The sequence below is a fragment of the Methylobacter marinus A45 genome (assembly GCF_000383855.1).
Classification (GTDB): domain Bacteria; phylum Pseudomonadota; class Gammaproteobacteria; order Methylococcales; family Methylomonadaceae; genus Methylobacter; species Methylobacter marinus.
On record NZ_KB912877.1, the window covers coordinates 2,154,146 to 2,177,263 of the forward strand.

The 23,118-nt window shown below is 49.7% G+C and carries 26 protein-coding genes; 23 read left to right on the top strand and 3 right to left on the bottom strand.

Going from position 1 to position 23,118, the window contains the following annotated elements; translation table 11 throughout:
• Nucleotides 1–311 precede the first annotated feature (311 nt).
• The 22 genes from METMA_RS0109920 to tatC all read left to right on the top strand — a co-directional run bounded on the left by METMA_RS0109920 (nucleotide 312) and on the right by tatC (nucleotide 20,825).
• Complete coding sequence (locus tag METMA_RS0109920) at nucleotides 312–1,463, top strand: glycosyltransferase (protein WP_027147200.1); 1,152 nt, start codon at nucleotides 312–314, stop codon at nucleotides 1,461–1,463.
• Between the two features lie 217 nt (nucleotides 1,464–1,680).
• Entirely contained in the window at nucleotides 1,681–2,946 is a 1,266-nt protein-coding gene (locus tag METMA_RS0109925) for a lipid II flippase MurJ (RefSeq protein WP_020158942.1), read from the top strand.
• A gap of 118 nt (nucleotides 2,947–3,064) precedes the next feature.
• Nucleotides 3,065–4,606 (top strand): glycosyltransferase, encoded by a 1,542-nt coding sequence (locus tag METMA_RS27495; RefSeq protein ID WP_020158943.1) that lies wholly within the window; start codon nucleotides 3,065–3,067, stop codon nucleotides 4,604–4,606.
• 33 nt (nucleotides 4,607–4,639) lie between these two features.
• Nucleotides 4,640–5,554, top strand: coding sequence for a glycosyltransferase family 2 protein (locus METMA_RS24425; RefSeq protein ID WP_020158944.1), 915 nt, complete (start codon nucleotides 4,640–4,642; stop codon nucleotides 5,552–5,554).
• Nucleotides 5,555–5,645: 91 nt separating this feature from the next.
• Nucleotides 5,646–6,797 (top strand): glycosyltransferase family 4 protein, encoded by a 1,152-nt coding sequence (locus tag METMA_RS0109945; protein WP_027147201.1) that lies wholly within the window; start codon nucleotides 5,646–5,648, stop codon nucleotides 6,795–6,797.
• Nucleotides 6,794–7,744, top strand: a complete 951-nt coding sequence (locus METMA_RS0109950; protein WP_020158946.1) for a UDP-glucose 4-epimerase family protein — start codon at nucleotides 6,794–6,796, stop codon at nucleotides 7,742–7,744. Before METMA_RS0109945 ends, METMA_RS0109950 begins: the two co-directional genes overlap by 4 nt.
• A 9-nt stretch (nucleotides 7,745–7,753) precedes the next feature.
• Complete coding sequence (locus tag METMA_RS0109955; protein WP_020158947.1) at nucleotides 7,754–8,752, top strand: MraY family glycosyltransferase; 999 nt, start codon at nucleotides 7,754–7,756, stop codon at nucleotides 8,750–8,752.
• A 68-nt stretch (nucleotides 8,753–8,820) separates the two neighbouring features.
• Nucleotides 8,821–10,713, top strand: coding sequence for a polysaccharide biosynthesis protein (locus METMA_RS24430; RefSeq protein WP_020158948.1), 1,893 nt, complete (start codon nucleotides 8,821–8,823; stop codon nucleotides 10,711–10,713).
• Nucleotides 10,714–11,609: 896 nt separating this feature from the next.
• The gene (locus METMA_RS0109965; protein ID WP_020158949.1) at nucleotides 11,610–12,518 is read left to right on the top strand and encodes a LysR family transcriptional regulator; all 909 of its coding nucleotides are present in this window, start codon (nucleotides 11,610–11,612) and stop codon (nucleotides 12,516–12,518) included.
• Entirely contained in the window at nucleotides 12,518–13,096 is a 579-nt protein-coding gene (locus METMA_RS0109970) for a class I SAM-dependent methyltransferase (protein ID WP_020158950.1), read from the top strand. The genes METMA_RS0109965 and METMA_RS0109970 overlap by 1 nt, the downstream gene beginning before the upstream one ends.
• Nucleotides 13,097–13,111: 15 nt before the next feature.
• Nucleotides 13,112–13,504, top strand: a complete 393-nt coding sequence (locus METMA_RS0109975; RefSeq protein WP_020158951.1) for a rhodanese-like domain-containing protein — start codon at nucleotides 13,112–13,114, stop codon at nucleotides 13,502–13,504.
• Nucleotides 13,505–13,667: 163 nt separating this feature from the next.
• Nucleotides 13,668–15,479, top strand: coding sequence for a translational GTPase TypA (typA, locus tag METMA_RS0109980; RefSeq protein WP_020158952.1), 1,812 nt, complete (start codon nucleotides 13,668–13,670; stop codon nucleotides 15,477–15,479).
• A gap of 6 nt (nucleotides 15,480–15,485) precedes the next feature.
• A complete protein-coding gene (locus METMA_RS26950) occupies nucleotides 15,486–15,629 on the top strand; it encodes a hypothetical protein (protein WP_020158953.1) in 144 nt (47 codons plus the stop codon).
• A 279-nt stretch (nucleotides 15,630–15,908) separates the two neighbouring features.
• The gene (hisB, locus tag METMA_RS0109990) at nucleotides 15,909–16,502 is read left to right on the top strand and encodes an imidazoleglycerol-phosphate dehydratase HisB (protein ID WP_020158954.1); all 594 of its coding nucleotides are present in this window, start codon (nucleotides 15,909–15,911) and stop codon (nucleotides 16,500–16,502) included.
• A gap of 36 nt (nucleotides 16,503–16,538) precedes the next feature.
• Nucleotides 16,539–17,180 (top strand): imidazole glycerol phosphate synthase subunit HisH, encoded by a 642-nt coding sequence (gene hisH / locus METMA_RS0109995; RefSeq protein WP_027147203.1) that lies wholly within the window; start codon nucleotides 16,539–16,541, stop codon nucleotides 17,178–17,180.
• Between the two features lie 24 nt (nucleotides 17,181–17,204).
• Complete coding sequence (hisA, locus tag METMA_RS0110000) at nucleotides 17,205–17,936, top strand: 1-(5-phosphoribosyl)-5-[(5-phosphoribosylamino)methylideneamino]imidazole-4-carboxamide isomerase (protein WP_027147204.1); 732 nt, start codon at nucleotides 17,205–17,207, stop codon at nucleotides 17,934–17,936.
• Nucleotides 17,937–17,944: 8 nt separating this feature from the next.
• On the top strand, nucleotides 17,945–18,721 hold the full coding sequence (gene hisF / locus METMA_RS0110005; protein WP_020158957.1) for an imidazole glycerol phosphate synthase subunit HisF: 777 nt from the start codon (nucleotides 17,945–17,947) through the stop codon (nucleotides 18,719–18,721).
• Nucleotides 18,718–19,110, top strand: a complete 393-nt coding sequence (hisI, locus tag METMA_RS0110010) for a phosphoribosyl-AMP cyclohydrolase (protein ID WP_020158958.1) — start codon at nucleotides 18,718–18,720, stop codon at nucleotides 19,108–19,110. The genes hisF and hisI overlap by 4 nt, the downstream gene beginning before the upstream one ends.
• Complete coding sequence (locus METMA_RS0110015; RefSeq protein WP_020158959.1) at nucleotides 19,107–19,424, top strand: phosphoribosyl-ATP diphosphatase; 318 nt, start codon at nucleotides 19,107–19,109, stop codon at nucleotides 19,422–19,424. Before hisI ends, METMA_RS0110015 begins: the two co-directional genes overlap by 4 nt.
• Nucleotides 19,425–19,470: 46 nt before the next feature.
• Nucleotides 19,471–19,686, top strand: coding sequence for a twin-arginine translocase TatA/TatE family subunit (gene tatA, locus METMA_RS0110020; RefSeq protein WP_020158960.1), 216 nt, complete (start codon nucleotides 19,471–19,473; stop codon nucleotides 19,684–19,686).
• A gap of 7 nt (nucleotides 19,687–19,693) precedes the next feature.
• The gene (gene tatB / locus METMA_RS0110025) at nucleotides 19,694–20,020 is read left to right on the top strand and encodes a Sec-independent protein translocase protein TatB (protein ID WP_027147205.1); all 327 of its coding nucleotides are present in this window, start codon (nucleotides 19,694–19,696) and stop codon (nucleotides 20,018–20,020) included.
• A complete protein-coding gene (gene tatC / locus METMA_RS0110030) occupies nucleotides 20,007–20,825 on the top strand; it encodes a twin-arginine translocase subunit TatC (protein ID WP_020158962.1) in 819 nt (272 codons plus the stop codon). Before tatB ends, tatC begins: the two co-directional genes overlap by 14 nt.
• A gap of 18 nt (nucleotides 20,826–20,843) precedes the next feature.
• On the opposite strand, the gene METMA_RS0110035 is transcribed toward tatC, so the two are convergent.
• Nucleotides 20,844–21,449 carry a GDSL-type esterase/lipase family protein gene (locus tag METMA_RS0110035; protein WP_020158963.1) on the bottom strand — a complete coding sequence of 202 codons (606 nt, stop codon included), beginning with the start codon at nucleotides 21,447–21,449 and terminating at the stop codon, nucleotides 20,844–20,846.
• 21 nt (nucleotides 21,450–21,470) lie between these two features.
• Here METMA_RS0110035 and METMA_RS0110040 point away from each other — a divergent pair, with 21 nt between their 5' ends.
• A complete protein-coding gene (locus METMA_RS0110040) occupies nucleotides 21,471–22,202 on the top strand; it encodes a pteridine reductase (RefSeq protein ID WP_020158964.1) in 732 nt (243 codons plus the stop codon).
• Here METMA_RS0110040 and folK read toward each other — a convergent pair.
• On the bottom strand, nucleotides 22,191–22,691 hold the full coding sequence (folK, locus tag METMA_RS0110045) for a 2-amino-4-hydroxy-6-hydroxymethyldihydropteridine diphosphokinase (RefSeq protein ID WP_020158965.1): 501 nt from the start codon (nucleotides 22,689–22,691) through the stop codon (nucleotides 22,191–22,193). The two genes, METMA_RS0110040 and folK, sit on opposite strands and share 12 nt — an antisense overlap.
• Before the next feature lie 3 nt (nucleotides 22,692–22,694).
• Nucleotides 22,695–23,048: a dihydroneopterin aldolase gene (folB, locus tag METMA_RS0110050; RefSeq protein ID WP_020158966.1), complete on the bottom strand. Its 354-nt coding sequence runs from the start codon at nucleotides 23,046–23,048 to the stop codon at nucleotides 22,695–22,697.
• Between the last annotated feature and the right edge of the window lie 70 nt (nucleotides 23,049–23,118).

Sequence of the window (23,118 nt, forward strand, 5' to 3'; positions counted from 1 at the left end):
TCAGAAATTTTCATTGTGTGTTTGTATGGATTTTAAACAAGAATAACTGGTAAGAAATCAATATAGATCGGATTAGACAATGTAATCCGATCATGCTTTAAATAACTGGGTTACACGATCACCTGCAGATAAACCTAATCTACTAACGGTAGGCGGGTTTATCAACCTGGAGCCTTCAAACAGAAAATGTGAGGTTCGTGATCGTCTTTTCAAAGTTGTAATGATGCATCCTGTGGAATATAAGTAGCTGTAATCAATTTAGAAAGAGGTTTATATTTTTTGCTATTTAATCGATTGCAACAGGCATTTAAATGAAAGTTCTTCATGTTTATAGGACTTACTTTCCGGATACACAGGGTGGTCTGGAAGAGACTATTCGACAAATTTGCCGAAATACGAAGTGCTACAATGTTGAAAGCAGGGTCTTTACGTTAAGTCCTCATCCAGGTCAATCGGTAGTATCGAGAAAAGAGGCCGATGTTTACCGTTTTAACCGGACTTTTGAAATTGCCTCATGTAGTATTTCTATCAATGCGTTGGCAGGCTTCAAGCAATTAGTGGAATGGGCTGATATTGTGCATTACCATTTCCCTTGGCCCTTTGCCGACTTGCTGCATTTATTGGGCCGAGTCCAAAAACCATCGATCGTGACCTATCACTCCGATATTGTCAGGCAGAAGGGATTGTTAGCAATATATCGCCCTTTAAAACAATATTTTCTTACCCATGTCGATTGCATTGTTTCTACGTCGCCTAATTATTTTGCCACAAGTGATGTATTAGGCGAGTTTTCGGAAAAAGTTGAAATTATTCCTATCGGATTGGATGACTCAAGCTATCCGGCTGTGGGCATTCAACAGCTGGAGTCTGTCCGGGCGCAATGTGGAGAAGGCTTCTTTTTATTCATAGGCGTGCTTCGCTACTATAAAGGGTTACGTATTCTACTGGAGGCGATTAAAAATACTGAATTACGTGTTGTTATTGTCGGTTCGGGGCCAATAGAGAATGAATTACAAAAGCAAGCTTATGAGCTGGGTTTAAAAAATGTTCAGTTTCTGGGTTATGTTAGCGATGAGGAAAAAGTGGCGTTGATCCAATTATCAAGAGCGATTGTTTTTCCTTCTTATCTGCGTTCGGAAGCTTTTGGGGTGACCTTGCTGGAGGGGGCCATGTTCGGCAAGCCTTTGATTTCCGCGGAAATCGGCACAGGAACCAGTTATGTCAATAGTAATAAGGAAACGGGATTTGTAGTGCCGCCATCCGATTCAAGACGCTTACGCGAGGCGATGGAAAAACTGGATAAGGATGAGCAATTGGCTAAACGCATGGGGCAAGCGGCGAGGGAAAGATATGAGAAATTGTTTACCGGAAAAAGAATGGGGGAACAATATGCGCAACTCTATAAAAAATTGCTCGCTGAGGCGGTTTACGCTAAACCGGATGCGCAATCTAAAATAATCTAAGGAACGCGCATAAAATGACTTCTTCAAGTGCGCGGATGAATTTCCGGTGTAGGTGCGAATACCCTGATGGGCACAAGTACCCATAGGGCATAAATGAATTCGCACCTACAATTCCCTGATTTATTCCATGCTCATTACTTAGCTATATAGGGTATGCATTTGTGTCCTTCTCAACCCGGTCCGAACTATTTCGGCTTGGCATAAAGCTGTAAGTAGCATGAAATTTATTTTTTCACTGGGTGGGTTGGCCGCTCTGAATCTGGTTATTGCCATGGCCATCCAGTGGCTGGTATTGGTTTATATAGGCCCTGGCGCCGATACCGATGCCTATTTTTCGGCGCAGGTGCTGACCTTGATTCCGCTGACGATCTTGAGCGATATCCTGATCAGGGTGTTGGTGCCTTTATTCACGGATTTAGCCAGCGAGTATATGTCCGGGACCGTAAAAGCCTTGCTGTTGCAGTCCTTTGCGGTCTTTACTGTTATAGCCGCCATGCTGGGGTATTCGGCTCATCTGTGGGTTCCGCTGTTATCGCCGGGACTATCCGGTCAGGCGCTCGGGTTGACCATTGACATGGCTGAGGTAATGTCGGCTGCGCTGGTTTTCGGCGGGCTGACGACGGTGCTGAAATCGGCTTATCATGCCGAGCAGCGTTTCATTTATCCGGAACTGTCGCAATTGATCGCCAGCATGGTCGTGCTGATCGGTGTGATCTATGCCATGCCTGTCTATGGCATCGAATCGGTTGCCTGGGGCGCTGTCATCCGCTGGGCATTGTGGACCGTGATGCTGTGTAAATGGATCGATTGGCGCGCACCTTCCTTGTATGATCGGCCGATGGCCAAAGCCGTTCGGCAACGCACGCGCGTTCTGTTATTTGGCGCCTCTGTCTACAAAACCGGTCCGGTGATCGACCGTTATCTGGCCTCGCTCGGCCCCGTAGGCAGCATCAGTTTGCTGACTTTCGGCAATCAGCTGTACGGGGTGTTCCTGGCGCTTACGGATAAGGTTTTCGCCGTGCCTTTATTGTCGTTCGCGGCAAAGAATATGAAGTCAGGCGATATGTCCCTGCTTTGGCGGAATTACCGGCGGAAACTGCTGCTGACCGGCTCGATGGCGCTGGCCGTATGGGCTGTGTTCGCCCTATGCGGGAAATGGGGACTGGATTTGCTGGTCGGTTACGGCAAATTCGGTGCCGGGCAAATCGATATGCTGTGGACGCTTATGACGGTGATGGGCGGCATGCTGGTCGCCGGCGTGGCGGGTCAGATGGCGAGCAGTTGTCTTTACGCGCTGGGCAGGACGAAGGTGGTGGTCAGGCTGGCCATGGTCAATTTCTTCATTTGTGTGGTTATCAAAGTACTGGCGTTCAATGCTATGGGCATTGTCGGCATTGCGCTCGGAATAGTGGCTTACCAGGTATTGAATGCGGTTTGTTTGCATGTCGTGCTGATGCGGGAATTAAAGCAACCGGTCAATTAACAGGTGCTTGACGGGCATTCTGACAGCTTGTCTGAGTTTATGATAATGGAATATTTTTTCAGAACTTGGCGGGGAAGCGGTAAAATTAGTTTTTTTGCATGTCACAAGGTGTCGGGGGATGAGATCTTTTTTTGAGTGGGCGACTGAAAACCAGGTTATGGATCAGCCCTGGCTGGTCCTGGGAAAAGGCCCGAGTTTTAGTAAAAAAGATCAGTTCGTCCATGATTACAAGCTGCTGGGACTCAATCATGTGGCGCGGGACCAGTTTGTGGATGTGGCTCATATTATTGACCTGGATGTCGTCGATCAACTGGGCGAGGTGTTGATGGAGCAGTGCGGGATTGTGGTGATGCCCTGGATTCCGCATATAAAAAATCGCGCCGGGCGGCAAAGTCTTCAGCAGATTACCGCTGTCAATCCAATCCTCCAGGCGCTTGATCGCCAGCAGCGCTTGTTTTATTACAATCTGCATTCGGGGCGTGAACGGCAGGGCGACTCGCCGGTTGTTTTTGCGCGTTTTTTCAGCGCTGAAGCGGCGATTCGGCTATTGGCCATGGCCGGCGTCGGGACAATCAGGACATTGGGAATTGATGGCGGCAATACTTACAGCGCTGATTTCAAGGACCTGGAAAACAAGACCTTGTTGGCTAACGGGCTCAGTTCATTTAATAAACAATTTAAAGAATTCGCGAAAATCATTATGGAAAACGATCTGGATCTGGCTCCTGCCGATATGCCGTCGCCGATTAAGGTTTATGTGGCGACCCAGGAAGAGCAAATGCTTGCCGTTAAAGTGCTGGAATATTCTATACGCAAGCATGCCAGCATGTCCGTCGAGGTGATTCCGATACACCGTACCGAAATAGCAACGCCTTTGCCCAAGGATGAAAAGAATCACCCGCGTACGCCTTTTTCGTTCCAGCGCTTTTTGATTCCCGAAATGGCCGGCTATCAGGGGCGGGCCATTTACCTGGATTCGGATATGCAGGTGTTCAAGGACATCAAGGACTTGTGGACCTTGCCGTTCAACGGCGCCCAGCTGCTGGCGGTCAAAGAGCCCGGAAGTTCAGGCAGACGGCCTCAGTTCAGTGTCATGTTGCTGGACTGCGAGGCACTTAAGTGGCGCATCGGCGATATCGTCTCCGCGCTGGATAAGGGAGAACTGGATTATGAGGCGCTGATGTATGATATGTCCGTTGCCGAGACGATATCGGCGGACATCGATCCGATCTGGAATTCCCTGGAGCGTTACCAGGACGGAGAAACGGCGCTGGTGCATTATACCGACATGACGACACAGCCTTGGGTTTGTTCAACCAATCCGCTGGGCTATCTGTGGGTCAGGGATCTGATGGAAGCCGTGGCAAACGGTTTTATCAGCTATGACTATATAAAAGAGCATAGTGACAAGGGTTATATCAGGCCGTCTTTGTTATATCAGCTGGATCATGGCCTTGAAGATGGCTTGTTGCTGCCGAAAGCCGCCCGTCAAATGGACCGCAATTACCGTGCCCCTTTCACCGCCATACATCGTCATGGGGCCGCGCCCTGGCAAAATAAAAAGGCCTGGCTTAAGGCGCTGGTCCGGCATTTTCTGCTCAAAACACGTATTGCGGCGCTATGGCGTAAAATTGATAATGTGCTGCATCTTTATGGTTGATTATCACAAACGGCCTGTCGTCATGGGTGCCATATGACCGCAGTGGTTGAAATTCTTCTGTCCACCTATAACGGCGGCGCCTACCTGGAAGAACTGCTCATCAGTCTAGCGCGGCAGGATTATCCGAATCTTAAGGTGACGATCCGGGACGATGGCTCGACGGATAATACGCTGGAGATTATTTCAGCATTTAATGACAGGTTGACGCTGCGAGTCATACAGGGTGCCAATCTGGGGCCTTGCGGGAGCTTTTTCGAGTTGGTAAGGAATGCTGATCCCGACGCCGATTTTTATGCTTTTTGCGATCAGGATGATGTCTGGCTGCCCGGTAAAATCAGCCGCGCTGTTGCTCTTTTGGCTAATGAAACGGCCGGCCAGCCGTTGATGTATTGCGGGCGTCAGCTGATTACCGATAAGGCGCTGAATGTCCGGTGCCGGTCTGATATGCCGACCCGTCCCGCCCAACTCGGCAATGCGCTGGTTGAGAATATCGCCACGGGATGTACTGTCGTCATTAATCGATACGCACGCAATTTATTACTCGACCGGCTGCCCGCGCCGGAAAATATCGTGATGCATGACTGGTGGCTGTATCTTGTTGTCAGTGCCTTGGGTAAAGTCGTTTTCGATAGTGAGGCATTGATTTTGTATCGACAACATGGCAGTAACAGTATCGGATTTCAGAATGGCCTGGCGCGCTGGAAAGCCCGGTTGCAGCGCCTGTTGTTCGGGAATAGTCGGCGGAAACTAAAAAATCAGGCATTATGCTTTCTCAAGACCTATGACGATTTATTGAATGATACGACCAAAAAGCTGATAACCCATGTTTTCGATAACGGCAGTTCCTTAATGTCGAAGATTAAAATCCTGTTCCTGGACGGCTCGATTTACAGGCAGTGTTCAAGGGATTCTTTTTATATCCGTCTGTTGCTGATGACAGGAAAATGATCATGTTATTGATTTTATCCGCGGCCGCCAAGATGTATGACTCTCCAAACCTGCTGTTTCAACGGGCAGATGCCGATAAATGAGAGCTGTTTTGCATAATCTTAAGAGGCCTCCCGTCTTCGTCTACGTCATCAATGTAGACTGGTATTTTGAGCTGCACTGGCTGCAGCGGGCGCTTGCGACCTTGAATGCCGGTGCCGAGGTGCATTTGGTAATGGGTATGACTGACCCGCGGCTGATTGACAGTTTCAGCCGATACGGATTTATTTGCCATCAATGGAATATTGATCGCAAGTCATTGAATCCTATATTTAATCTGCATGGGTTGATGGAGCTTTATCAGCTGCTTAAATCCATTTCTCCGGATGTGATTCACGCCATCACCATCAAGCCTAATATTTATGTCGGACTGATTTTCTATTTGTTAAGAGTGCCTTACCTGTTAAGTATTACCGGTACCGGCATTATTTTTTCGGGCAAATCGCTGTCGACTAAACTGATAAGGCCGGTTATCAGGCTGCTTTATAAAGCGTCAAAAAGAAAGGATGTCAATCGCAGGATCGTGTTTGAAAACAGGGAAGACAGGGCTTATTTCATTAACACCGGCCTCTGCGACAGTCACGAGGCGGTGACGATTCTTGGGGCCGGCGTGAACCCTGACCTTTATGAGCCGGTCGCCGAACAGGAAACCGATGCCCCCATTATCTTGTTTGCCGCCCGGTTATTATGGGATAAAGGTCTGGGTGATTTGGTTGAAGCCGCCAGATATTTGCGCAGTCAGGGTTTGAAGTTTTCGATACAAGTGGCGGGCATTATTGATCATTCAAGCATCAATGCCATCGATGAACGGGTGCTGGAAGACTGGAGCCGGGAAGGTGCGATACAGTGGCTGGGCACTGAAAAAAATATGCCCAGCTTGATTGCGCAAGCCAATATCGTGGCGCTGCCGACTTTTTACGGCGAAGGCGTGCCGCGCATTCTGATCGAAGCCGCTTCCTGCGAAAGAGCGATAGTTGCGACTGATATGCCCGGATGCCGTGAAATAGTCAGGCACGGTATTAACGGATTATTGGTGCCGGCCCGTAATATAGACGCGTTGGCGGAGGCGCTCGCGCAGTTGATACAAAATCCGGGGCTCAGGAAAAAAATGGGCAAACAGGGCAGGAGGATTGTCGAGCGTGATTTTTCCGAGCAGCAAGTGATTTCTGAAACACTGTCTTTATATAAAGAACTATTGTCATGAACAAAGTGTTAGTTACGGGAGCTAATGGCTTCATAGGCAAAGCCTTGTCTGCCGAGCTTATCGCCGCGGGCTTTGATGTGAAAGGCGCGGTCCGATCGGCTGCATCCCGCGCCGAGCAGTCAGCCGACATTATCGTAGGCGATATCAATGCCAGGACACTCTGGCAGGACGCGCTTCAGGATGTCGATGTCGTGGCGCATCTGGCCGCGCGCGTGCATGTCATGAAAGAAACCGTGGCCGATTCATTGAGCGCTTTTCGCGAAGTCAACGTAGTGGGGACTGAGAATCTTGCCCGACAGGCCGCGGCGCATGGTGTCAGGCGGTTTATTTTTCTGAGTTCGATCAAGGTGAACGGCGAGCAGACTGAAAGGGCGTTTTCCGCCGACGATGATGTGATTCCCCAGGATGCTTATGCCCTGTCCAAATGGGAAGCCGAGCAGGCATTAAGAAAAATCAGTGCCGAGACCGGAATGGAGATCGTTATTATTCGTTCGCCTTTGGCTTATGGACCTGGCGTTAAAGGCAATTTTTTGCGTTTGTTGAAGTTGGTCAATTCAGGCTGGCCCCTGCCTCTGGGCAAAGTCAATAACAAACGCAGCATGGTCAGCGTCGATAATCTGTGTGACTTGATAAAAACCTGTATTGACCATCCCCGTGCAAATGGCCGGGTTTTTCTGGTATCCGACGGCCATGATCTGTCCACGCGGGATTTGGTCGAGATGATAGCCGATCATATGCAGCGGTCGATACGATTACTCTCGCTGCCGCTAGGCTGGTTGTACGGATTGGCTGGAATGACGGGTAAAAAGCCTGAAGTAGAGAGACTGTGCAGTTCATTGCAAGTAGATATTCGGCCAACCTGCGATACCCTGGAGTGGCTGCCGCCGTATTCAGTGGATGAAGCAGTGAGCAAAACGGTGGCCTGGTTTATAGCGCAAAAGCGGTAACAGAAATACATGCTTATTATATTACTGGCAATTGGCGCCTTATTGCTGTCGTGGTTGAGCGTTTATTTCATCAAGGCTTACGCGCTGAAAAATCTTTTGGATATTCCTAACCAGCGCAGTTCTCATCGGATGCCGACGCCTAGAGGCGGCGGTCTGGGCATCGTGCTGGGCTTTACGGGAACGGCCTCGGTGCTGGTGCTTGGCGGCTGGCTCGGGCTGAGCGGATTTCTAGTTTTAACGGCGAGCCTGTTGGTGGCCGGCATCGGCTTCTGGGATGATCACCGGCACATACCGGCCCGCTGGCGCTTTTTGGTGCATATGGCCGCGGCGTTAATCGCTCTGTGGTTGATGCAAGGATTTCCCGTATTGATCATGGGCGATTGGCGCATTGATTTGGGTCTTTTGGGCTATGCGCTGGGTGCGGCTTATCTGGTCTGGCTGCTTAACCTGTTTAATTTTATGGATGGCATTGACGGGATCGCCGCTTCCGAGGCCGTCTTCATATCCGCGGCGCTGGCCGGTTTTTTGGCTTACAGCGATTATGAACTGGCGTATGTCGCGGTTGCACTATGCTTTGCATCATTGGGCTTTTTGGTATGGAACTGGCCGCGGGCCAAAATCTTCATGGGCGATGTCGGCAGCGGATTTTTGGGTTTTGTATTGGGGCTGCTGATTTTAATGGCTGGCCATCATGATCCCGTTTATGTTTATATCGGTTTGATTCTGTTCGCGGTTTTCATAACGGATGCCACTGTCACTTTGGTGCGCCGCTATATGAGCGGGCAGAAATGGTACGAAGCGCACTGTTCTCATGCTTATCAGCATGCGGCAAAACGCCATGGCCATTTAGCAGTGGTTCTGGCCGTGGGGGCCGTCAATCTGTGCTGGCTATTGCCGCTTGCGGCGATGGTATTCAAATATCCGGCTTATGCGTTGCCGGGGTTAATCACAGCTTATTTGCCACTGATTTATATTGCTGTTAGGCTTGAAGCAGGTAGCTGCCCGTAAACCGATGGTATTTTGGTATACTGCAACGCTTACATGACGTTCTCCTTTCGTGACAGGCATTCCCATTCGTGAGATTTAAATTCCGCTCCCGCACGACTATTTTCATCCATGATCTGGCCATGGTGGCCGTGGCCTGGTTCGGCGCATATTGGCTGCGTTTTAACCTGGATGTGATTCCCGATAGGTTCCAGCAGGATATAGAGAAGGATATTCTTTATGTAGTTGCTATCCAGGGCATCGTCTTTTGGTTGTTAGGCTTGTATCGCGGGGTTTGGCGTTTTTCTTCAATGCCGGATTTAATCCGTATCACTAAGGCTGTCTTACTGGGCATAGGCTTGATTGCACTGAGTTTCTTTTTGTACAACCGTCTGGATGGCGTGCCGCGCGCTGTATTACCGCTCTATGGGTTCTTATTGTTGCTGCTGTTGAGCGTGCCTCGGTTTTTCTATCGATACTGGAAAGAAAATATCCTGATGGAACGAGCGGGTAAAAGAGCCTTGATTATCGGGGCCGGCTCGGCAGGGGAAATGCTGGCCAGGGATTTATTGGGCGAAGTCAATTCCGGTTATGTGCCTGTCGCCTTTGTCGATGATGATCGTCATAAGCGGAAAAGGGAAGTTAGAGGCATTCGGGTCGTCGGCGAAATCGAGCGGTTGCCGGCATTCGTAAAGAAGCTGGATATCGAGGTGGTGTTGATCGCCATCCCTTCGGCGACAGATAGCCAAATGCGGCGCATCATCGAGATTTGCGAGCTGTGCGAGGTGCCTTTCCAAACTTTGCCATCGGTTAAGGACGTGTTGTCAGGCCGTATTTCGCGCGGAAATCTGCGCGATGTTTCCATCGAGGACATTCTGGGGCGTGAGCCTATCCATCTGGACTGGCGTCTGATTGCTGAAAACCTGAATGGCAAAAGCATCATGGTGACCGGCGGCGGGTCTATCGGTTCGGAGCTTTGCAAGCAGTTGACCCGCGTCAATCCGGCCAGGCTGGTTATTTTCGATCAGTCGGAGTTTAATTTATACAAAATAGACGCTGAATTAAAAGCGCTGCATCCTGAAGTAAAGCTCAAGGCTGTCTTAGGGGATGTCGCCGACAGATTATCGGTGCGCCGCGCGATTCAGGAATTAAAACCCGATGTAATTTTTCATGCGGCGGCTTATAAGCATGTGCCGTTGCTGGAGAATCAGATTCGCGAAGCCGTGCATAATAATGTCATAGGTACAAAAACGGTTGCCGAAGAGGCGATGATGGCGGGTATTGAGCGGTTTGTGCTGATTTCCACCGACAAGGCCGTCAATCCGACCAATGTCATGGGGGCGACCAAAAGAGCGGCCGAAATACTTTGTCAGAATTTGAACAGCCGCGATGGTACCCGTTTTATGACCGTGCGCTTTGGTAACGTGCTGGATTCCGCTGGCAGTGTCGTGCCTTTGTTCCGGGCCCAGATTAAGGCCGGCGGGCCGGTCACGGTAACCCATCCCGATATAACGCGCTATTTTATGACGATTCCGGAAGCCTGCCAGTTGATCATGCAGGCCGAAGTGGCCGGCAAAGGCGGTGAAGTCTTTGTCCTGGATATGGGGGAGCCTATCAAAATCGCCTATCTGGCCGAACAGATGATTCGCTTGAGCGGCAAGCGGGTCGGTGATGATATCGAGATTAAATATGTAGGGTTAAGACCCGGTGAAAAGCTGCATGAAGAACTGTTTCATGAGCACGAGCAGCTTAGGTCTACAGGCTATGAAAAATTGTTGTTGGCGAATGCGCGATTGTATGACGAAATACAATGGAAAACGCAGATTGAGAAGCTGGTTCAAGCCTGTCGCCAGGATAATGACACTGAGATTTTGAGAATTTTACAGAATCTCGTCCCTGAATATCGGGCTGATGTCCCTGAGTATCAAACTAAGGAAGAAGTATTGGCGCCTGATTTAATGCCGGCTAATCTGGCTAACCTATAGATAAAAAAGACCTCCCTCTGTTAAGCAGAGGGAGGCAAAAAATCAAGCAGAGTGTTATGAGGAGGATCTGCTTGTAGGTACGACAACTGGGAGTGCAGTCAATTCCGCCGGGCTTGGCGGATTAGTTTGACTTATATTGCAATGTTTTACGTGTTGCAATGGTCACGAAAAAGTGATTGGAAAACAACCTGACCGGAAATTAAGGTTATAGCGCAAGTGTTCTTGTCAAAAACTATAATTCTTTCAAGCTATTGCTTGGTCTACTTGTCTGCCAGTTGATGGTTACTATACAGAGATATTTATTGGATACAATATGATAAATATTAAATTGATTGTTTCTTTTTTGTAAACAGTTGCGATATCGTATTTTTGTTAATCTATTTGTATTTTTGAAGTCGTGGTACTGGTAGTCAGTCGATTTAATTGTGACGGGTAAATTGTAGGTGCGAATTCATGCGCACTATGGGTGCTCACTGCCATTAAGTTAAGCATTTTGTTCTGGTTCCCGCGGTCCTCCGTGGGAACCCATACCGGTGTTTAATCAGGCCCGGTCTGCATTCCCACGCAGGACAGACTGTGAAAGAATTAGTGAAAAGCGTCATAAAAAGCCTTATTCACCACGAAGATCACGAAGGACACGAAGAAAAAATAAAATTAATCAATAACTTAAAACTTCGTGTGCTTCGTGTCCTTCGTGGTTAAATCTTTTAAATTGAATACTTTCACAGTCTCAGGAGCGTGGGAACGAGATAAAGTCGTGGTACTGGTTGCATTCTATTTTTGTAATGGGAATGTATGACACAGAGTTTATTCCGCTCAAGATTCCCCAAAATGACCTGTCAGATGTTTAAATCGGAACTCAATAATTATTATTTTCAAGATTAAGAGAGGATGCAGTGGATAAATTAACCAGCATGAATGTTTTTGTTCGTGTGGCAAAGGCCGGGAGTTTTGCTGGTGGCGCGCGCGATCTGGGGATTTCGCGGGCAATGGCGACCAAGCATATCATGCAGCTCGAGAGTAATCTGGGAACGCGGTTATTCAATCGGACCACGCGCAGTTTGAGCCTGACAGAGGTGGGATCGCAATATCTGGAACGTTGCCAGCAGGTGCTCGGCGATGTTGAAGAGATGGAAGCGGCCGTGACGCATTTGCAGACTGAGCCGCGAGGCGTTTTAAAGATCAGCGCGCCGCCGGTAATCGGTGCCACCCATATTTCCCGCGCGTTGGCTGAATTTCTTAAAATACATCCGGATTTAACCGTCGATATGATTCTGCAAGGGAGTCCCGGCGATTTGATCGACGAGGGCATCGACCTCGCCATTCATTTAGGGGCTTTGGAAGATACCAGTATGGTGGCTCGTAAACTGGCCAGTTCCTCGCTGGTCGTCTGCGGATCGCCCGAGTATCTGGAACAGTACGGCATCCCGCAAACGCCGGAAGATCTGGTTAGGCATAGTTGTCTGGTCAATTGGGCCATTCCCCCCCGGGATAAATGGCAATTTAAAGGCGAAACCGGCTATACGGTGATGAATGTATCCGGCCGGATGCAGGCCAATGCGGCGCATCCCATCCGGATCGCCGCAATCAATGGCCTGGGATTGGTTATGCTGCCGACCTATATCGTGGGCAGCGATATAGAAAAAGGCAAGCTGAAATTGGTATTGGAAAATTACACCTTGCCGCCCCTGGATATCCATGCAGTCTATCCGCATAGAAAATATCTGTCCGCTAAGGTCAGAAGCTTTATGGATTTTTTGCAGGAGTGGCTGGAACATCGGGTCAGTATGCCGGGAACCGAATAATGGATCCGTTAGTCAACAAATGGGATGCTATTTATAGTCAAGCCGGGAATGAAGCGTGTCCCCCGGCTCAGGTGCTGGCCGAGAATGCATTTTTATTGCCTGAAAATGGAACGGCCTTGGATTTGGCCTGCGGACTGGGCGGCAATGCGATTTTTTTGGCGCGCCAGGGCCTGGCTGTGACCGCGATTGATATTTCTTCGGTCGCGATTGAAAAATTAACGGCTCATGCGGCTTTACAGGGGCTTGATATCAACGCCAGCCAGCAAAAAATCGATCGTCACAGTTTGATGGAATTGAGATTTGATGTTATTGTCGTGAGCCGATTTCTTGACCGTAACCTAAGTGATGCGATAATAGGCGCACTTAATCCCGCTGGATTGCTTTTTTATCAGACGTATACGCGAGAAAAAGCAGGCCGGCATGGTCCCAATAATCCCGATTATCTGCTGGCTGAAAGCGAATTGTTGGCGTTATTCTCGCCATTGCGCCCGGTGTTTTACAGGGACAATGGCCTGATCGGCAACAAGATGATGGGTTTAAGGGGCGAGGCGCAGTTTATCGGCCAGAAATACGCATAGATTTGGTTAATTACGATGATAGAAAATTTGGATCCTAGACAGTGTTGGGATTTGCTGCAGCAAAATACCCGCTCGGTATTAGTGGATGTAAGAACAAAAATCGAGCACGGCTTTGTCGGCCATCCGCCGGGCGCGGTTCATATCCCTTGGAAAGAAGCGCCGGACTGGCAAGTCAACCCGCAATTCGTTGCCGAGGTTGAACAGGCCGTGCCTGACAAGCAGGCGCCGGTTTTATTGCTTTGCCGCAGCGGGCAACGGTCGCTGGACGCGGCGAAAGCATTGGAAGAGGCGGGCTATCAGCATTTAGTCAATATTGTTGACGGTTTCGAAGGCGCTTTGGATGAAAACAAGCATCGCGGTAACCTGGGCGGTTGGCGCTTTCATGGCTTGCCCTGGGAGCAAAGTTAATCTCCATTTCCTTATTTAGGTTGGACCAAGACGGGCGTGTCCAACATCCCCATAAACTTTTCGTTATGATGGTGACAGCCATCTTTTTCCTTGCCCGATTTTTTAACCGGAGCACGCTCGATTCCGCGCGTCCGTTCATTTAAACATTAGAGTATATTTAAAAGTGATCCAGAAATTAAGAAACATTGCCATCATTGCTCACGTAGACCACGGTAAAACGACCCTGGTTGACAAGCTGCTACAACAATCAGGCACCTTTGCCGCGCATGCCAAGGTTTCAGAGCGGATTATGGACTCTAATGATCTTGAAAAAGAGCGGGGTATCACGATTCTGGCCAAGAATACCGCGCTGGACTGGAACGGCTATCACATCAATATCGTCGATACGCCGGGCCATGCCGATTTTGGCGGTGAAGTCGAGCGAGTTCTGTCGATGGTCGATTCGGTCTTGTTATTGGTTGATGCCGTAGACGGGCCGATGCCGCAGACACGGTTCGTTACGCAAAAAGCTTTCGCCTTGGGCCTGAAGCCGATTGTGGTCATCAACAAGATCGACCGGCCGGGTGCGCGCCCTGATTGGGTGGTTGACCAGACGTTCGATCTGTTCGATCGCCTTGGCGCGACCGATGAGCAGCTGGATTTTCCTATCGTTTACGCATCGGCATTAAACGGTTATGCCGGTCTTGATACATCGGTTACAGGCGGCGATATGACGCCGTTGTTCGAGACAATTGTTGAACAAGTCAGTCCGCCGGCCGTTGATCTGGACGGGCCGTTCCAGATGCAGGTGACTACGCTCGATTACAACACCTATGTCGGCGTGATCGGTATCGGCCGTATTCAACGCGGCACAATTAAGCCGAATACGCCGCTGGTGATCATTAACCGGGAAGGCGTTGAGCGCAGGGGGCGAATGCTGCAGGTTTTCGGTTTTCACGGCCTGGACCGTGTTGAAGTGCCTGAAGCGCGTGCCGGCGACATTATCGCCTTTACCGGTATTGAAAAACTGGAGATATCCGACACGATCTGTCATCCGGACGCGGTGGAAATATTGCCGCCGTTAACGGTCGATGAACCGACAGTGACCATGACTTTTCAGGTCAATAATTCACCTTTCGCCGGCAAGGAAGGCAAGTTCGTGACCTCGCGGCAGATTCGCGACCGCCTGGAAAAGGAACTGCAGCACAATGTGGCGCTGAGGGTCGAAGATACGCCCGATCCTGATAAATTCAAGGTATCCGGTCGCGGCGAGTTGCATTTATCGGTTCTGATTGAAAATATGCGTCGCGAAGGCTTTGAATTGGGTGTTTCCCGGCCGGAAGTGATCATTAAGGAAATCGATGGCGAAAAATGCGAGCCTTTCGAGATGGTCACGATCGAGGTGGAGGAAACCCATCAAGGCGCGATCATGGAAAAAATGGGCGAGCGCAAAGGCGACTTGCTGAATATGGTGCCTGACGGCAAAGGTCGGATTCGCCTGGAGTATATGATCCCATCGCGCGGACTGATCGGTTTTCAAACCGAATTTATGACCGCCACATCAGGTTCCGGCCTGTTGTATCATGTGTTCGATCATTACGGCCCGGTGAAAAAAGGCGAGTTGGGTACACGCAAACGGGGCGTGATGGTTTCCATGGTGCAGGGCAAGGCATTGGCCTATGCTTTATTTGCCTTGCAGGAGCGTGGTGAATTGTTTTTAGTTCATGCCGATGAAGTCTATGAAGGCATGTTGGTGGGCATACACTCGCGCGCCAATGATCTGGTTGTCAACCCGACCAAGGCCAAGCAATTGACGAATATTCGCGCTGCCGGTACGGACGAAAACCTGGTATTAACAGCCATTCAGAAGATGACGCTAGAGCAGGCGCTGGAGTTTATTGGCGAGGATGAACTGGTAGAGGTTACGCCGAAATCGATCCGCTTGCGCAAAAAGCTCTTGACTGAAAATGAGCGTAAACGCGCTTCAAAAGGCTAAGTAATAATGGAAATACAAGCGGCTGCCCGGCCGCTTGTATTGGCTGGCCGCTATTTAAAAATTGCGGATCCGCATGGCTTTGAATTTTGCATAAAAAACCCCAGGGCACAAAGTGCGCTGGGGCTAAAATCGCCAGCTTGGTTGGCTTGATCCGTCCATGGCAACGTCCTGTTGAATAATCCTTGAAATCCGTTTCCTGTTTGGCGATGTGTCTATTCTCTCAAAAAGTTCCAAGAAAAAAAGCCGGCTGAAGCGGAAATTGATGTAGGTAAAGGATTACAAGGCAATATTGCCTGATAAAAGGCGGCTTCAGTCTTGTATCTTAAAAAAAAACAGGAAATTTGATCTGTACGGACATGAGTTAACAATCACTGCGAAATCCGTTAATTCATAGTAAAATGCCAAGACATCAATTCAGACCTTGAAAACATGAATCAACGCATTGCCGAAGTAGAGCGGAATACGCTTGAAACTCAAATTAATATTGCAATTAACCTGGATGGTTCGGGGAAAGCCTCGTTTGTAACGGGCGTTCCCTTTCTTGAGCATATGCTGGATCAAATCGCCAGGCATGGTTTGATTGATATGGAGATCGATGCCAAGGGTGACTTGGAAATTGATGATCACCATACGGTGGAGGATATCGGGATTACCTTAGGGCAGGCCTTTGCCGAAGCAATGGGGGACAAGACAGGGATTTACCGTTATGGGCATGCCTATGTGCCTCTGGATGAGGCATTATCCAGGGTAGTGATTGATTTTTCCGGGCGTCCCGGTTTATTTTATGAAGTAAAATTTCCGAAGGCGATGATCGGCAGTTTTGATGTGGATTTGTTCCGCGAGTTTTTTCAGGGATTTGTCAACCATGCGGGCGTCACGCTCCACATTGATAATTTGAAAGGCGCTAATTCCCATCATATTGCGGAGACGATCTTCAAAGCCATGGGGCGGGCGATACGCATGGCTATTACCGCCGATCCGAGAATGGCCGGTATGATGCCTTCAACCAAAGGCAGTCTTTAGTTTCGAACCCGCTCTTAACCTTTACTCTTGTGTTTTATGTCTTCTGTTGCCGTTATTGATTATGGAATGGGCAATCTGCATTCGATTGCAAAAGCCCTGCAGCATGCTGCACCGCAAGTGGATGTGCGGATAGTGTCCGATGCCGATGCGATCTTGCGCGCTGATCGGGTGGTTTTTCCCGGTGTCGGCGCCATACGCGATTGCATGCAGGCGCTGAACCGATCAGGTTTGTCCTCTGTTATAAAAAGCGTTGCCGAAACCAGGCCTTTATTGGGCATTTGCCTGGGCATGCAGGCTTTATTGACTGACAGCGAGGAAAACGGCAATACCCAATGCCTGAATGTATTTCCGGGCCATGTCGTGCACTTTCCCGAATCGTTAAAAGATAAAGCGGGCAATAGCCTGAAAATTCCTCACATGGGCTGGAACCGGGTTCATTTCACGCCTCATCCGTTATGGCAGGGTATTGTCCAGGACAGCCGGTTTTATTTTGTGCACAGTTATTACGCGCGCCCCGATGATGCATCCGTCATTGCGGCGACTGCGGAATATCCCGATCCGTTTGCTTGCGCCTTGGCGCGGGATAATGTCTTTGCCGTACAATTTCACCCTGAAAAAAGTCAAATGGCTGGTTTGCAACTGCTGAGAAACTTTTTGCAGTGGAATGGACAGGTTTAAATTTATCATTGAGGTTTTACGTGTATGTTGCTAATACCAGCTATTGATTTAAAAGAAGGGAAATGTGTTCGGTTGCGACAGGGACGCATGGAAGACGACACGGTATTTTCGGATGATCCGGTAGCCGTTGCCGGCAAGTGGGTAGCCGCCGGCGCCAAAAGAATTCATTTGGTCGATCTGGACGGCGCCTTTGCGGGTAAGCCCAAAAATGCCGACGTCATCCACGCCATTGCCGCCGCTTATCCGGATGTACCCGTGCAGATTGGCGGCGGTATCCGTGATGAAGAGACGATACAGGGTTATCTCGATGCCGGGGTTCAATACGTTATTATCGGCACCAAGGCTGTCAGTGAACCGCACTTCGTCAGGGATGTGGCGATTGAATTTCCCGGCCATATCATTGTCGGACTGGATGCCAAGGACGGCAAGGTTGCCGTGGATGGCTGGTCCAAACTGTCGCGGCATGATGTGATCGATCTGGCGCAGCATTTCGAGGAAGACGGGGTCGAAGCGATCATTTATACCGATATTTCCAGGGATGGCATGATGTCCGGCGTCAATGTCGAGGCCACGGCGAGACTGGCGCGCGCGGTTCGTATTCCGGTCATCGCTTCCGGAGGCATCACCAATATGGATGATATCCGGGCCCTGGGTGCTGTGGCCAGCGATGGCATTATGGGCGCCATTACCGGGCGGGCCATTTACGAAGGGACATTGGATTTTGCCGAAGCGGAAAAGCTGGCCGAGTCATTTTAAAGAAAATCATGAGTTTAGCTAAACGTATTATTCCCTGTCTCGATGTCGACAATGGCCGCGTCGTTAAAGGTGTAAAATTTGTCGATATCCGCGATGCCGGCGATCCGGTTGAAATCGCAAGGCGCTATGACCGTGAAGGTGCTGACGAAATCACCTTTCTGGATATTACCGCGACTCATCATGATCGCGACACCATTGTGCACGTGGTTGAGCAGGTCGCCAGCGAAGTCTTCATTCCGTTGACCGTGGGCGGCGGCATCAGAACCCTGGACGATATCCGGCGCATGCTCAATGCCGGCGCCGATAAAGTGGGTATTAACAGTGCGGCGGTTTTTAACCCCGAGTTTGTGCGCGAAGCCGCGGAACGCTTCGGATCCCAATGCATCGTGGTCGCCATTGACGCGAAGAAAGTCAGTCAAGCCGGCGAAGACAATCGCTGGGAAATCTTTACCCATGGCGGGCGTAAGGCGACCGGCATTGATGCCGTTGAATGGGCGAAAAAAATGGTGGCCTACGGCGCGGGCGAGATTCTGCTAACCAGCATGGATCGTGACGGCACAAGGGAAGGTTTTGATTTATTGTTAACCCGCGCAATCAGTGAGGCGGTGCCCGTGCCGGTTATCGCTTCGGGCGGCGTAGGCAATCTCGACCATCTGGCCGACGGCGTTATTGAAGGCAAAGCCGATGCGGTTTTAGCGGCCAGCATCTTTCATTTCGCCGAATACAGTATCCAGCAGGCGAAAGAGCATATGGCGGCACGCGGCATAGAGGTGCGTTTAACATGAGTGCTTCCTGGCTTGACGAGATACGCTGGACCGAAGAGGGTTTAGTGCCGGTGATTGCGCAGCAGGCGGATACGGGAAAAATCTTGATGTTCGCCTGGATGAACCGCGAATCGCTGGCTTTGACGGTCCGGGAAGGCTATGCCGTTTACTGGTCGAGATCGCGCAATAAGCTGTGGCGCAAGGGTGAAGAATCCGGGCACAGACAGAGAGTGACCGGCCTGTTTCTTGATTGTGATGAGGATGTTATCCTGATCAAAATTGAACAGGAAGGCGGTATTGCTTGTCATACCGGCCGCGAAAGCTGTTTTTACCGGAGTCTGGTTAATGGGCAATGGCAGCCTGTTGAGCCGGTGTTAAAAGATCCTGAAGCTATTTATGGGAAGCAATGAGCGACGTATTACAACAATTGGCGCAAATTCTGGAGCAGCGCAAGCTGGAGTCGGCTGACAAATCTTATGTGGCCAGTCTTTACGCGAAAGGGCTGGACACGATATTGAAGAAAATCGGCGAAGAAGCCACGGAAACAGTTATTGCGGCCAAAGACGGCGATAAGAAGCAGATTGTTTATGAAACGGCCGATCTTTGGTTTCATTGCATGGTCTTATTGGCTGATCAAGGACTGGGACCGGATGATGTGTTGCAGGAGCTGCAGCGGCGCTTTGGCTTGTCCGGCCTTGAAGAAAAAGCCCGGCGCAATAAATAAGCAAATCATATAGAGCCGACCTTGATTCGGCCATTTGGAGTTAGAAATGGGCATAAGCGTCACGCAACTGTTAATCGTATTGGTCATCGTCATTATTGTTTTTGGCACCAAGCGTCTGCGCAATCTGGGATCTGATCTGGGCGGCGCCATCAAGAGCTTTCGTTCCGCGGTAAAAGAAGGCGAGGACGAAAAAAATACCGCCGACGAGGATGGCAAAACCATTGACGGTGAAGTCATTAACAAGAAAAACGAAAAAGTCTGATTAGACCATGTTTGATATCGGGTTTTCGGAGCTTTGCATGGTGGGGCTGGTCGCCTTGCTGGTGATTGGGCCGGAACGCTTGCCAAAGGCCGCGCGGATTGCGGGCTTTTGGATCGGTAAGACACGGCATATGATTGCTTCCGTTAAGGCAGAGATCAAAGAAGAACTGCAAGCCGAGGAAATACGCCAAGTATTTAAAGAGCAGGCAGAGCTCAAAGAAATTCAGCGGATGCTTGACGATGCGTCCGATGCGGCCAATTCGGTAAAGTCCTCGCTTGAACAAGCGCAACAAGTAAACGCAAAACAGGTTAAACGGCCGCATGAGTCAGAATGATTTCAAAGAAGATGCGGTAGAGCAGCCTTTTATCAGTCATTTGATTGAATTGCGCAGTCGCCTGTTGCGTGTGGTTTTGTTTGTGCTGGTCGTTTTCGGGGGCTTGGCTTTCTATGCCAATGAGCTTTATACTCTTCTGGCCGGTCCTTTGATGCGGTATATGCCGGCCAATAGCTCGATGGTTGCTATTGATGTCGCCTCGCCCTTCTTTACGCCGTTCAAGCTGGCGCTCATCCTGGCGGTGTTTATTTCCGTCCCTTTTATACTTTATCAGTTCTGGGCCTTTGTTGCGCCAGGGTTATATAAGCGCGAACGGCGCATGATTTTGCCGTTGCTGATTGCCAGCACGTTTCTGTTTTACCTGGGCGTAGCCTTTGCTTATTTCGTCGTTTTCCCTTTAATGTTTCAATTCCTGACTGCGGCAGCGCCAGCCGGCGTCGCGGTTATGACTGACATTACCAAGTATCTGGATTTCGTTTTAACCATTTTCTTTGCGTTCGGTGTTTGTTTTGAAGTGCCGATATTTACTATCGTCATGGTCTGGACCGGACTGACCACACCGAAAAGTCTGGCTGAAAAACGACCTTATGTCGTTGTTGGTGCATTTATCATCGGCATGCTGTTAACGCCCCCTGATGCGATTTCGCAAACCTTGCTGGCCGTGCCGATGTGGATGTTGTTTGAGCTGGGTCTGCTGTTTTCACGCTTATTCGTGCCCAAACTGGATGAGGCGGCTTACGAGTACCTGGATGATGCGGAAATCGAAGCCAGGCTGGATGCGATCGAAAAGCAGGAAGACGAGTAAGAACCCGCTTGGACGATTTTATAGCGCTCCGGTTTCCTGCAATAATTTAAAGATATTGCCGGCCATAAGCTGATAGCCTGCGTCATTGGGATGAACCATATCGGATTTCAGGCTATTGTCGCCCAGAATATCGGGCAGGGTATTGAGGTCGACAGGGATATTCCGGTCTTCTGCAATACGCTGGTATAAGTCCGCACTGGTCAATGTTAGAAGGTTAGGCTGCGGGACGCCCAGCATAACGACTTCTATATGGCGGCTGGCAGCCTCTTCAATCATTTTATTCAGATTGGCGGCGATTTGTTCGGACGGAATTTTTCGTAACAAGTCATTGCCGCCATGTATCAGGATCAGCAGCTTCGGCTGGTATTCATCAAGCAGGGCGGGCAGTCTCTCCAGTCCCTCTTCGCTAATTTCCCCCGGTATGCCTTCATTGATCACTTCAAGCGAGGTCAGTTCGGCAAGAATATTGGGATAGTCGCTGAGCCTGGATGCGCCTGTGCCGTAGGTCAGGCTATCCCCAAAAGCCAGGATGACGGCGTCATCGGGCAACTTGGTCAGGGTTCTGGATGGCTCGCTGCAGGCTGTAAGCGCGAGGAAGATTAAAGATAATAACTGTTTTCTCATAAAGCAGGATGGATAGTGAAGATGCAAAAAAATATTTTGATTACCGGCGCGGCTAAACGCATAGGTGCCACCTGTGCCAGATTGCTGCACAGCAAAGGCAATAATATTGTTTTACATTATAGATCATCGCAAGAAGCTGCGCTGCAGCTTTGCAATGAGCTAAACCAAAAACGCCCTGGTTCGGTAACAATGATTCAGGCCGACTTATTGAACATGCAGGCATTGGAAATGGTTGCCAGAGAGGCGGCTCAGGCCTGGGGGGGCATCGATGTGTTGGTCAATAATGCGTCAGCATTTTATCCTGCCGCAGTCGGTGAAGTCACCGAGCAACAGTGGGATGAGTTGTTGGGCAGTAATTTAAAAGCGCCTTTTTTTCTGGCAAAACTATTGTCCGACACGTTAGCCGATCATAACGGCTGCATTGTCAATATTGTCGACATTCACGCAGAACGCGGCCTGAAAGGCTATCCCGTCTATAGCATTGCCAAGGCCGGGCTGGCCGCCATGACCCGTGTTTTGGCCAAGGAATTGGGTCCGGACGTCAGAGTGAACGCGGTGTCTCCAGGTGCCATATTATGGCCCGAGCACGGGTTGTCCGAACAGGCCAAAGCCGAGATTGTGCAGCGCGTGGCTTTAAAGCGTCATGGCGAAGCGCTCGATATTGCCAAGGCAGTGCTGTTTTTGATTAAGGATGCCGATTATATGACCGGACAAATCCTTACCGTGGACGGGGGGCGAACCTTATTTTGCTAGCGTCCAGGACGGCGTGACGCGTTTTTGCTTGAGGTTTGTTTTGTCAAATTTATCCCATAGTTCGGCATAGCTTATATGGCTGACGGGGTGCTTCAGGGTCGGTGCAATTTCCGCTAGGGGCTCAAGGACAAAGGCATAGCGCTCAATTTCATCGCGCGGTATCTGTAGCTGTTCATCGCAGCAAACGAGATCGCCGTAGAGGATCAGGTCCAGGTCCAGGGTCCGGGCGGTAAATTTTTGGCAGTTTCGGGCGCGTCCATGGTCGAGTTCGATTTGTCTGAGCTGCCGGGCAACCTCTTTCGCATCCAGGTCAGAATCAAAACCCACGACCAGATTGTAGAAAGGGTCGCCTGAAAATCCGACTGGCTCGGTTTCATAAATGCTCGAGACGGTCAGTTCGCCAAAGCATTGTTCAAGCACCCGTAGGCTGGCAGGAATGTTTTTATCCCTGTCTATGTTACTGCCGATACTGATATAGCCGCGCGGCATGGTTTATTTCTCTCCTCGTTCGATTATGATGCCTACATCACTGGCACCGCTGATGGCGCCTTTCTTGTTCAGCGTGATTTTCACCCAGGGCACATTGAATTCGTTGCGAATGATGGCGGCAATTTCTTCAATCAGTTTTTCGACCAAAAAAAACCGGCTTTCTTCAACGAAAGAAATAATGCGTTTGGAAACTGTTTTGTAATCAAGCGTGTATTGGATGTCATCGGTTTCGGCGGCTTTTTTAATGTCATAAGCCATTTCAATGTTAAGAACCACGGTTTGTTTGATTTCTCTTTCCCAATCATAAATGCCAATGATAGTCTGAATTTCGAGGCCGCCTAAAAATATGATGTCCATGATGATTTCCGGTTATGATGTGCGCTTTAAAATTGGCTAAGTATCGGGGAATTAGCCCTGGCTTACAAGT

Bases quoted from the DNA above. Each gene is read 5' to 3' on its own strand.
- METMA_RS0109975 (WP_020158951.1), top strand. From the start codon at position 13,112: ATGATAGAAAATTTGGATCCTAGACAGTGTTGGGATTTGCTGCAGCAA.
- METMA_RS0109920 (WP_027147200.1), top strand. From the start codon at position 312: ATGAAAGTTCTTCATGTTTATAGGACTTACTTTCCGGATACACAGGGT.
- tatC (WP_020158962.1), top strand. From the start codon at position 20,007: ATGAGTCAGAATGATTTCAAAGAAGATGCGGTAGAGCAGCCTTTTATC.
- METMA_RS26950 (WP_020158953.1), top strand. From the start codon at position 15,486: ATGGAAATACAAGCGGCTGCCCGGCCGCTTGTATTGGCTGGCCGCTAT.
- hisI (WP_020158958.1), top strand. From the start codon at position 18,718: ATGAGTGCTTCCTGGCTTGACGAGATACGCTGGACCGAAGAGGGTTTA.
- hisB (WP_020158954.1), top strand. From the start codon at position 15,909: ATGAATCAACGCATTGCCGAAGTAGAGCGGAATACGCTTGAAACTCAA.
- METMA_RS0110035 (WP_020158963.1), bottom strand. From the start codon at position 21,449: ATGAGAAAACAGTTATTATCTTTAATCTTCCTCGCGCTTACAGCCTGC.
- folB (WP_020158966.1), bottom strand. From the start codon at position 23,048: ATGGACATCATATTTTTAGGCGGCCTCGAAATTCAGACTATCATTGGC.
- METMA_RS0109925 (WP_020158942.1), top strand. From the start codon at position 1,681: ATGAAATTTATTTTTTCACTGGGTGGGTTGGCCGCTCTGAATCTGGTT.
- METMA_RS0109955 (WP_020158947.1), top strand. From the start codon at position 7,754: ATGCTTATTATATTACTGGCAATTGGCGCCTTATTGCTGTCGTGGTTG.
- METMA_RS24425 (WP_020158944.1), top strand. From the start codon at position 4,640: ATGACCGCAGTGGTTGAAATTCTTCTGTCCACCTATAACGGCGGCGCC.
- hisF (WP_020158957.1), top strand. From the start codon at position 17,945: ATGAGTTTAGCTAAACGTATTATTCCCTGTCTCGATGTCGACAATGGC.
- folK (WP_020158965.1), bottom strand. From the start codon at position 22,691: ATGCCGCGCGGCTATATCAGTATCGGCAGTAACATAGACAGGGATAAA.
- tatA (WP_020158960.1), top strand. From the start codon at position 19,471: ATGGGCATAAGCGTCACGCAACTGTTAATCGTATTGGTCATCGTCATT.
- tatB (WP_027147205.1), top strand. From the start codon at position 19,694: ATGTTTGATATCGGGTTTTCGGAGCTTTGCATGGTGGGGCTGGTCGCC.
- METMA_RS0109970 (WP_020158950.1), top strand. From the start codon at position 12,518: ATGGATCCGTTAGTCAACAAATGGGATGCTATTTATAGTCAAGCCGGG.
- hisH (WP_027147203.1), top strand. From the start codon at position 16,539: ATGTCTTCTGTTGCCGTTATTGATTATGGAATGGGCAATCTGCATTCG.
- METMA_RS0109950 (WP_020158946.1), top strand. From the start codon at position 6,794: ATGAACAAAGTGTTAGTTACGGGAGCTAATGGCTTCATAGGCAAAGCC.
- METMA_RS0110015 (WP_020158959.1), top strand. From the start codon at position 19,107: ATGAGCGACGTATTACAACAATTGGCGCAAATTCTGGAGCAGCGCAAG.
- METMA_RS27495 (WP_020158943.1), top strand. From the start codon at position 3,065: ATGAGATCTTTTTTTGAGTGGGCGACTGAAAACCAGGTTATGGATCAG.
- hisA (WP_027147204.1), top strand. From the start codon at position 17,205: ATGTTGCTAATACCAGCTATTGATTTAAAAGAAGGGAAATGTGTTCGG.
- METMA_RS0110040 (WP_020158964.1), top strand. From the start codon at position 21,471: ATGCAAAAAAATATTTTGATTACCGGCGCGGCTAAACGCATAGGTGCC.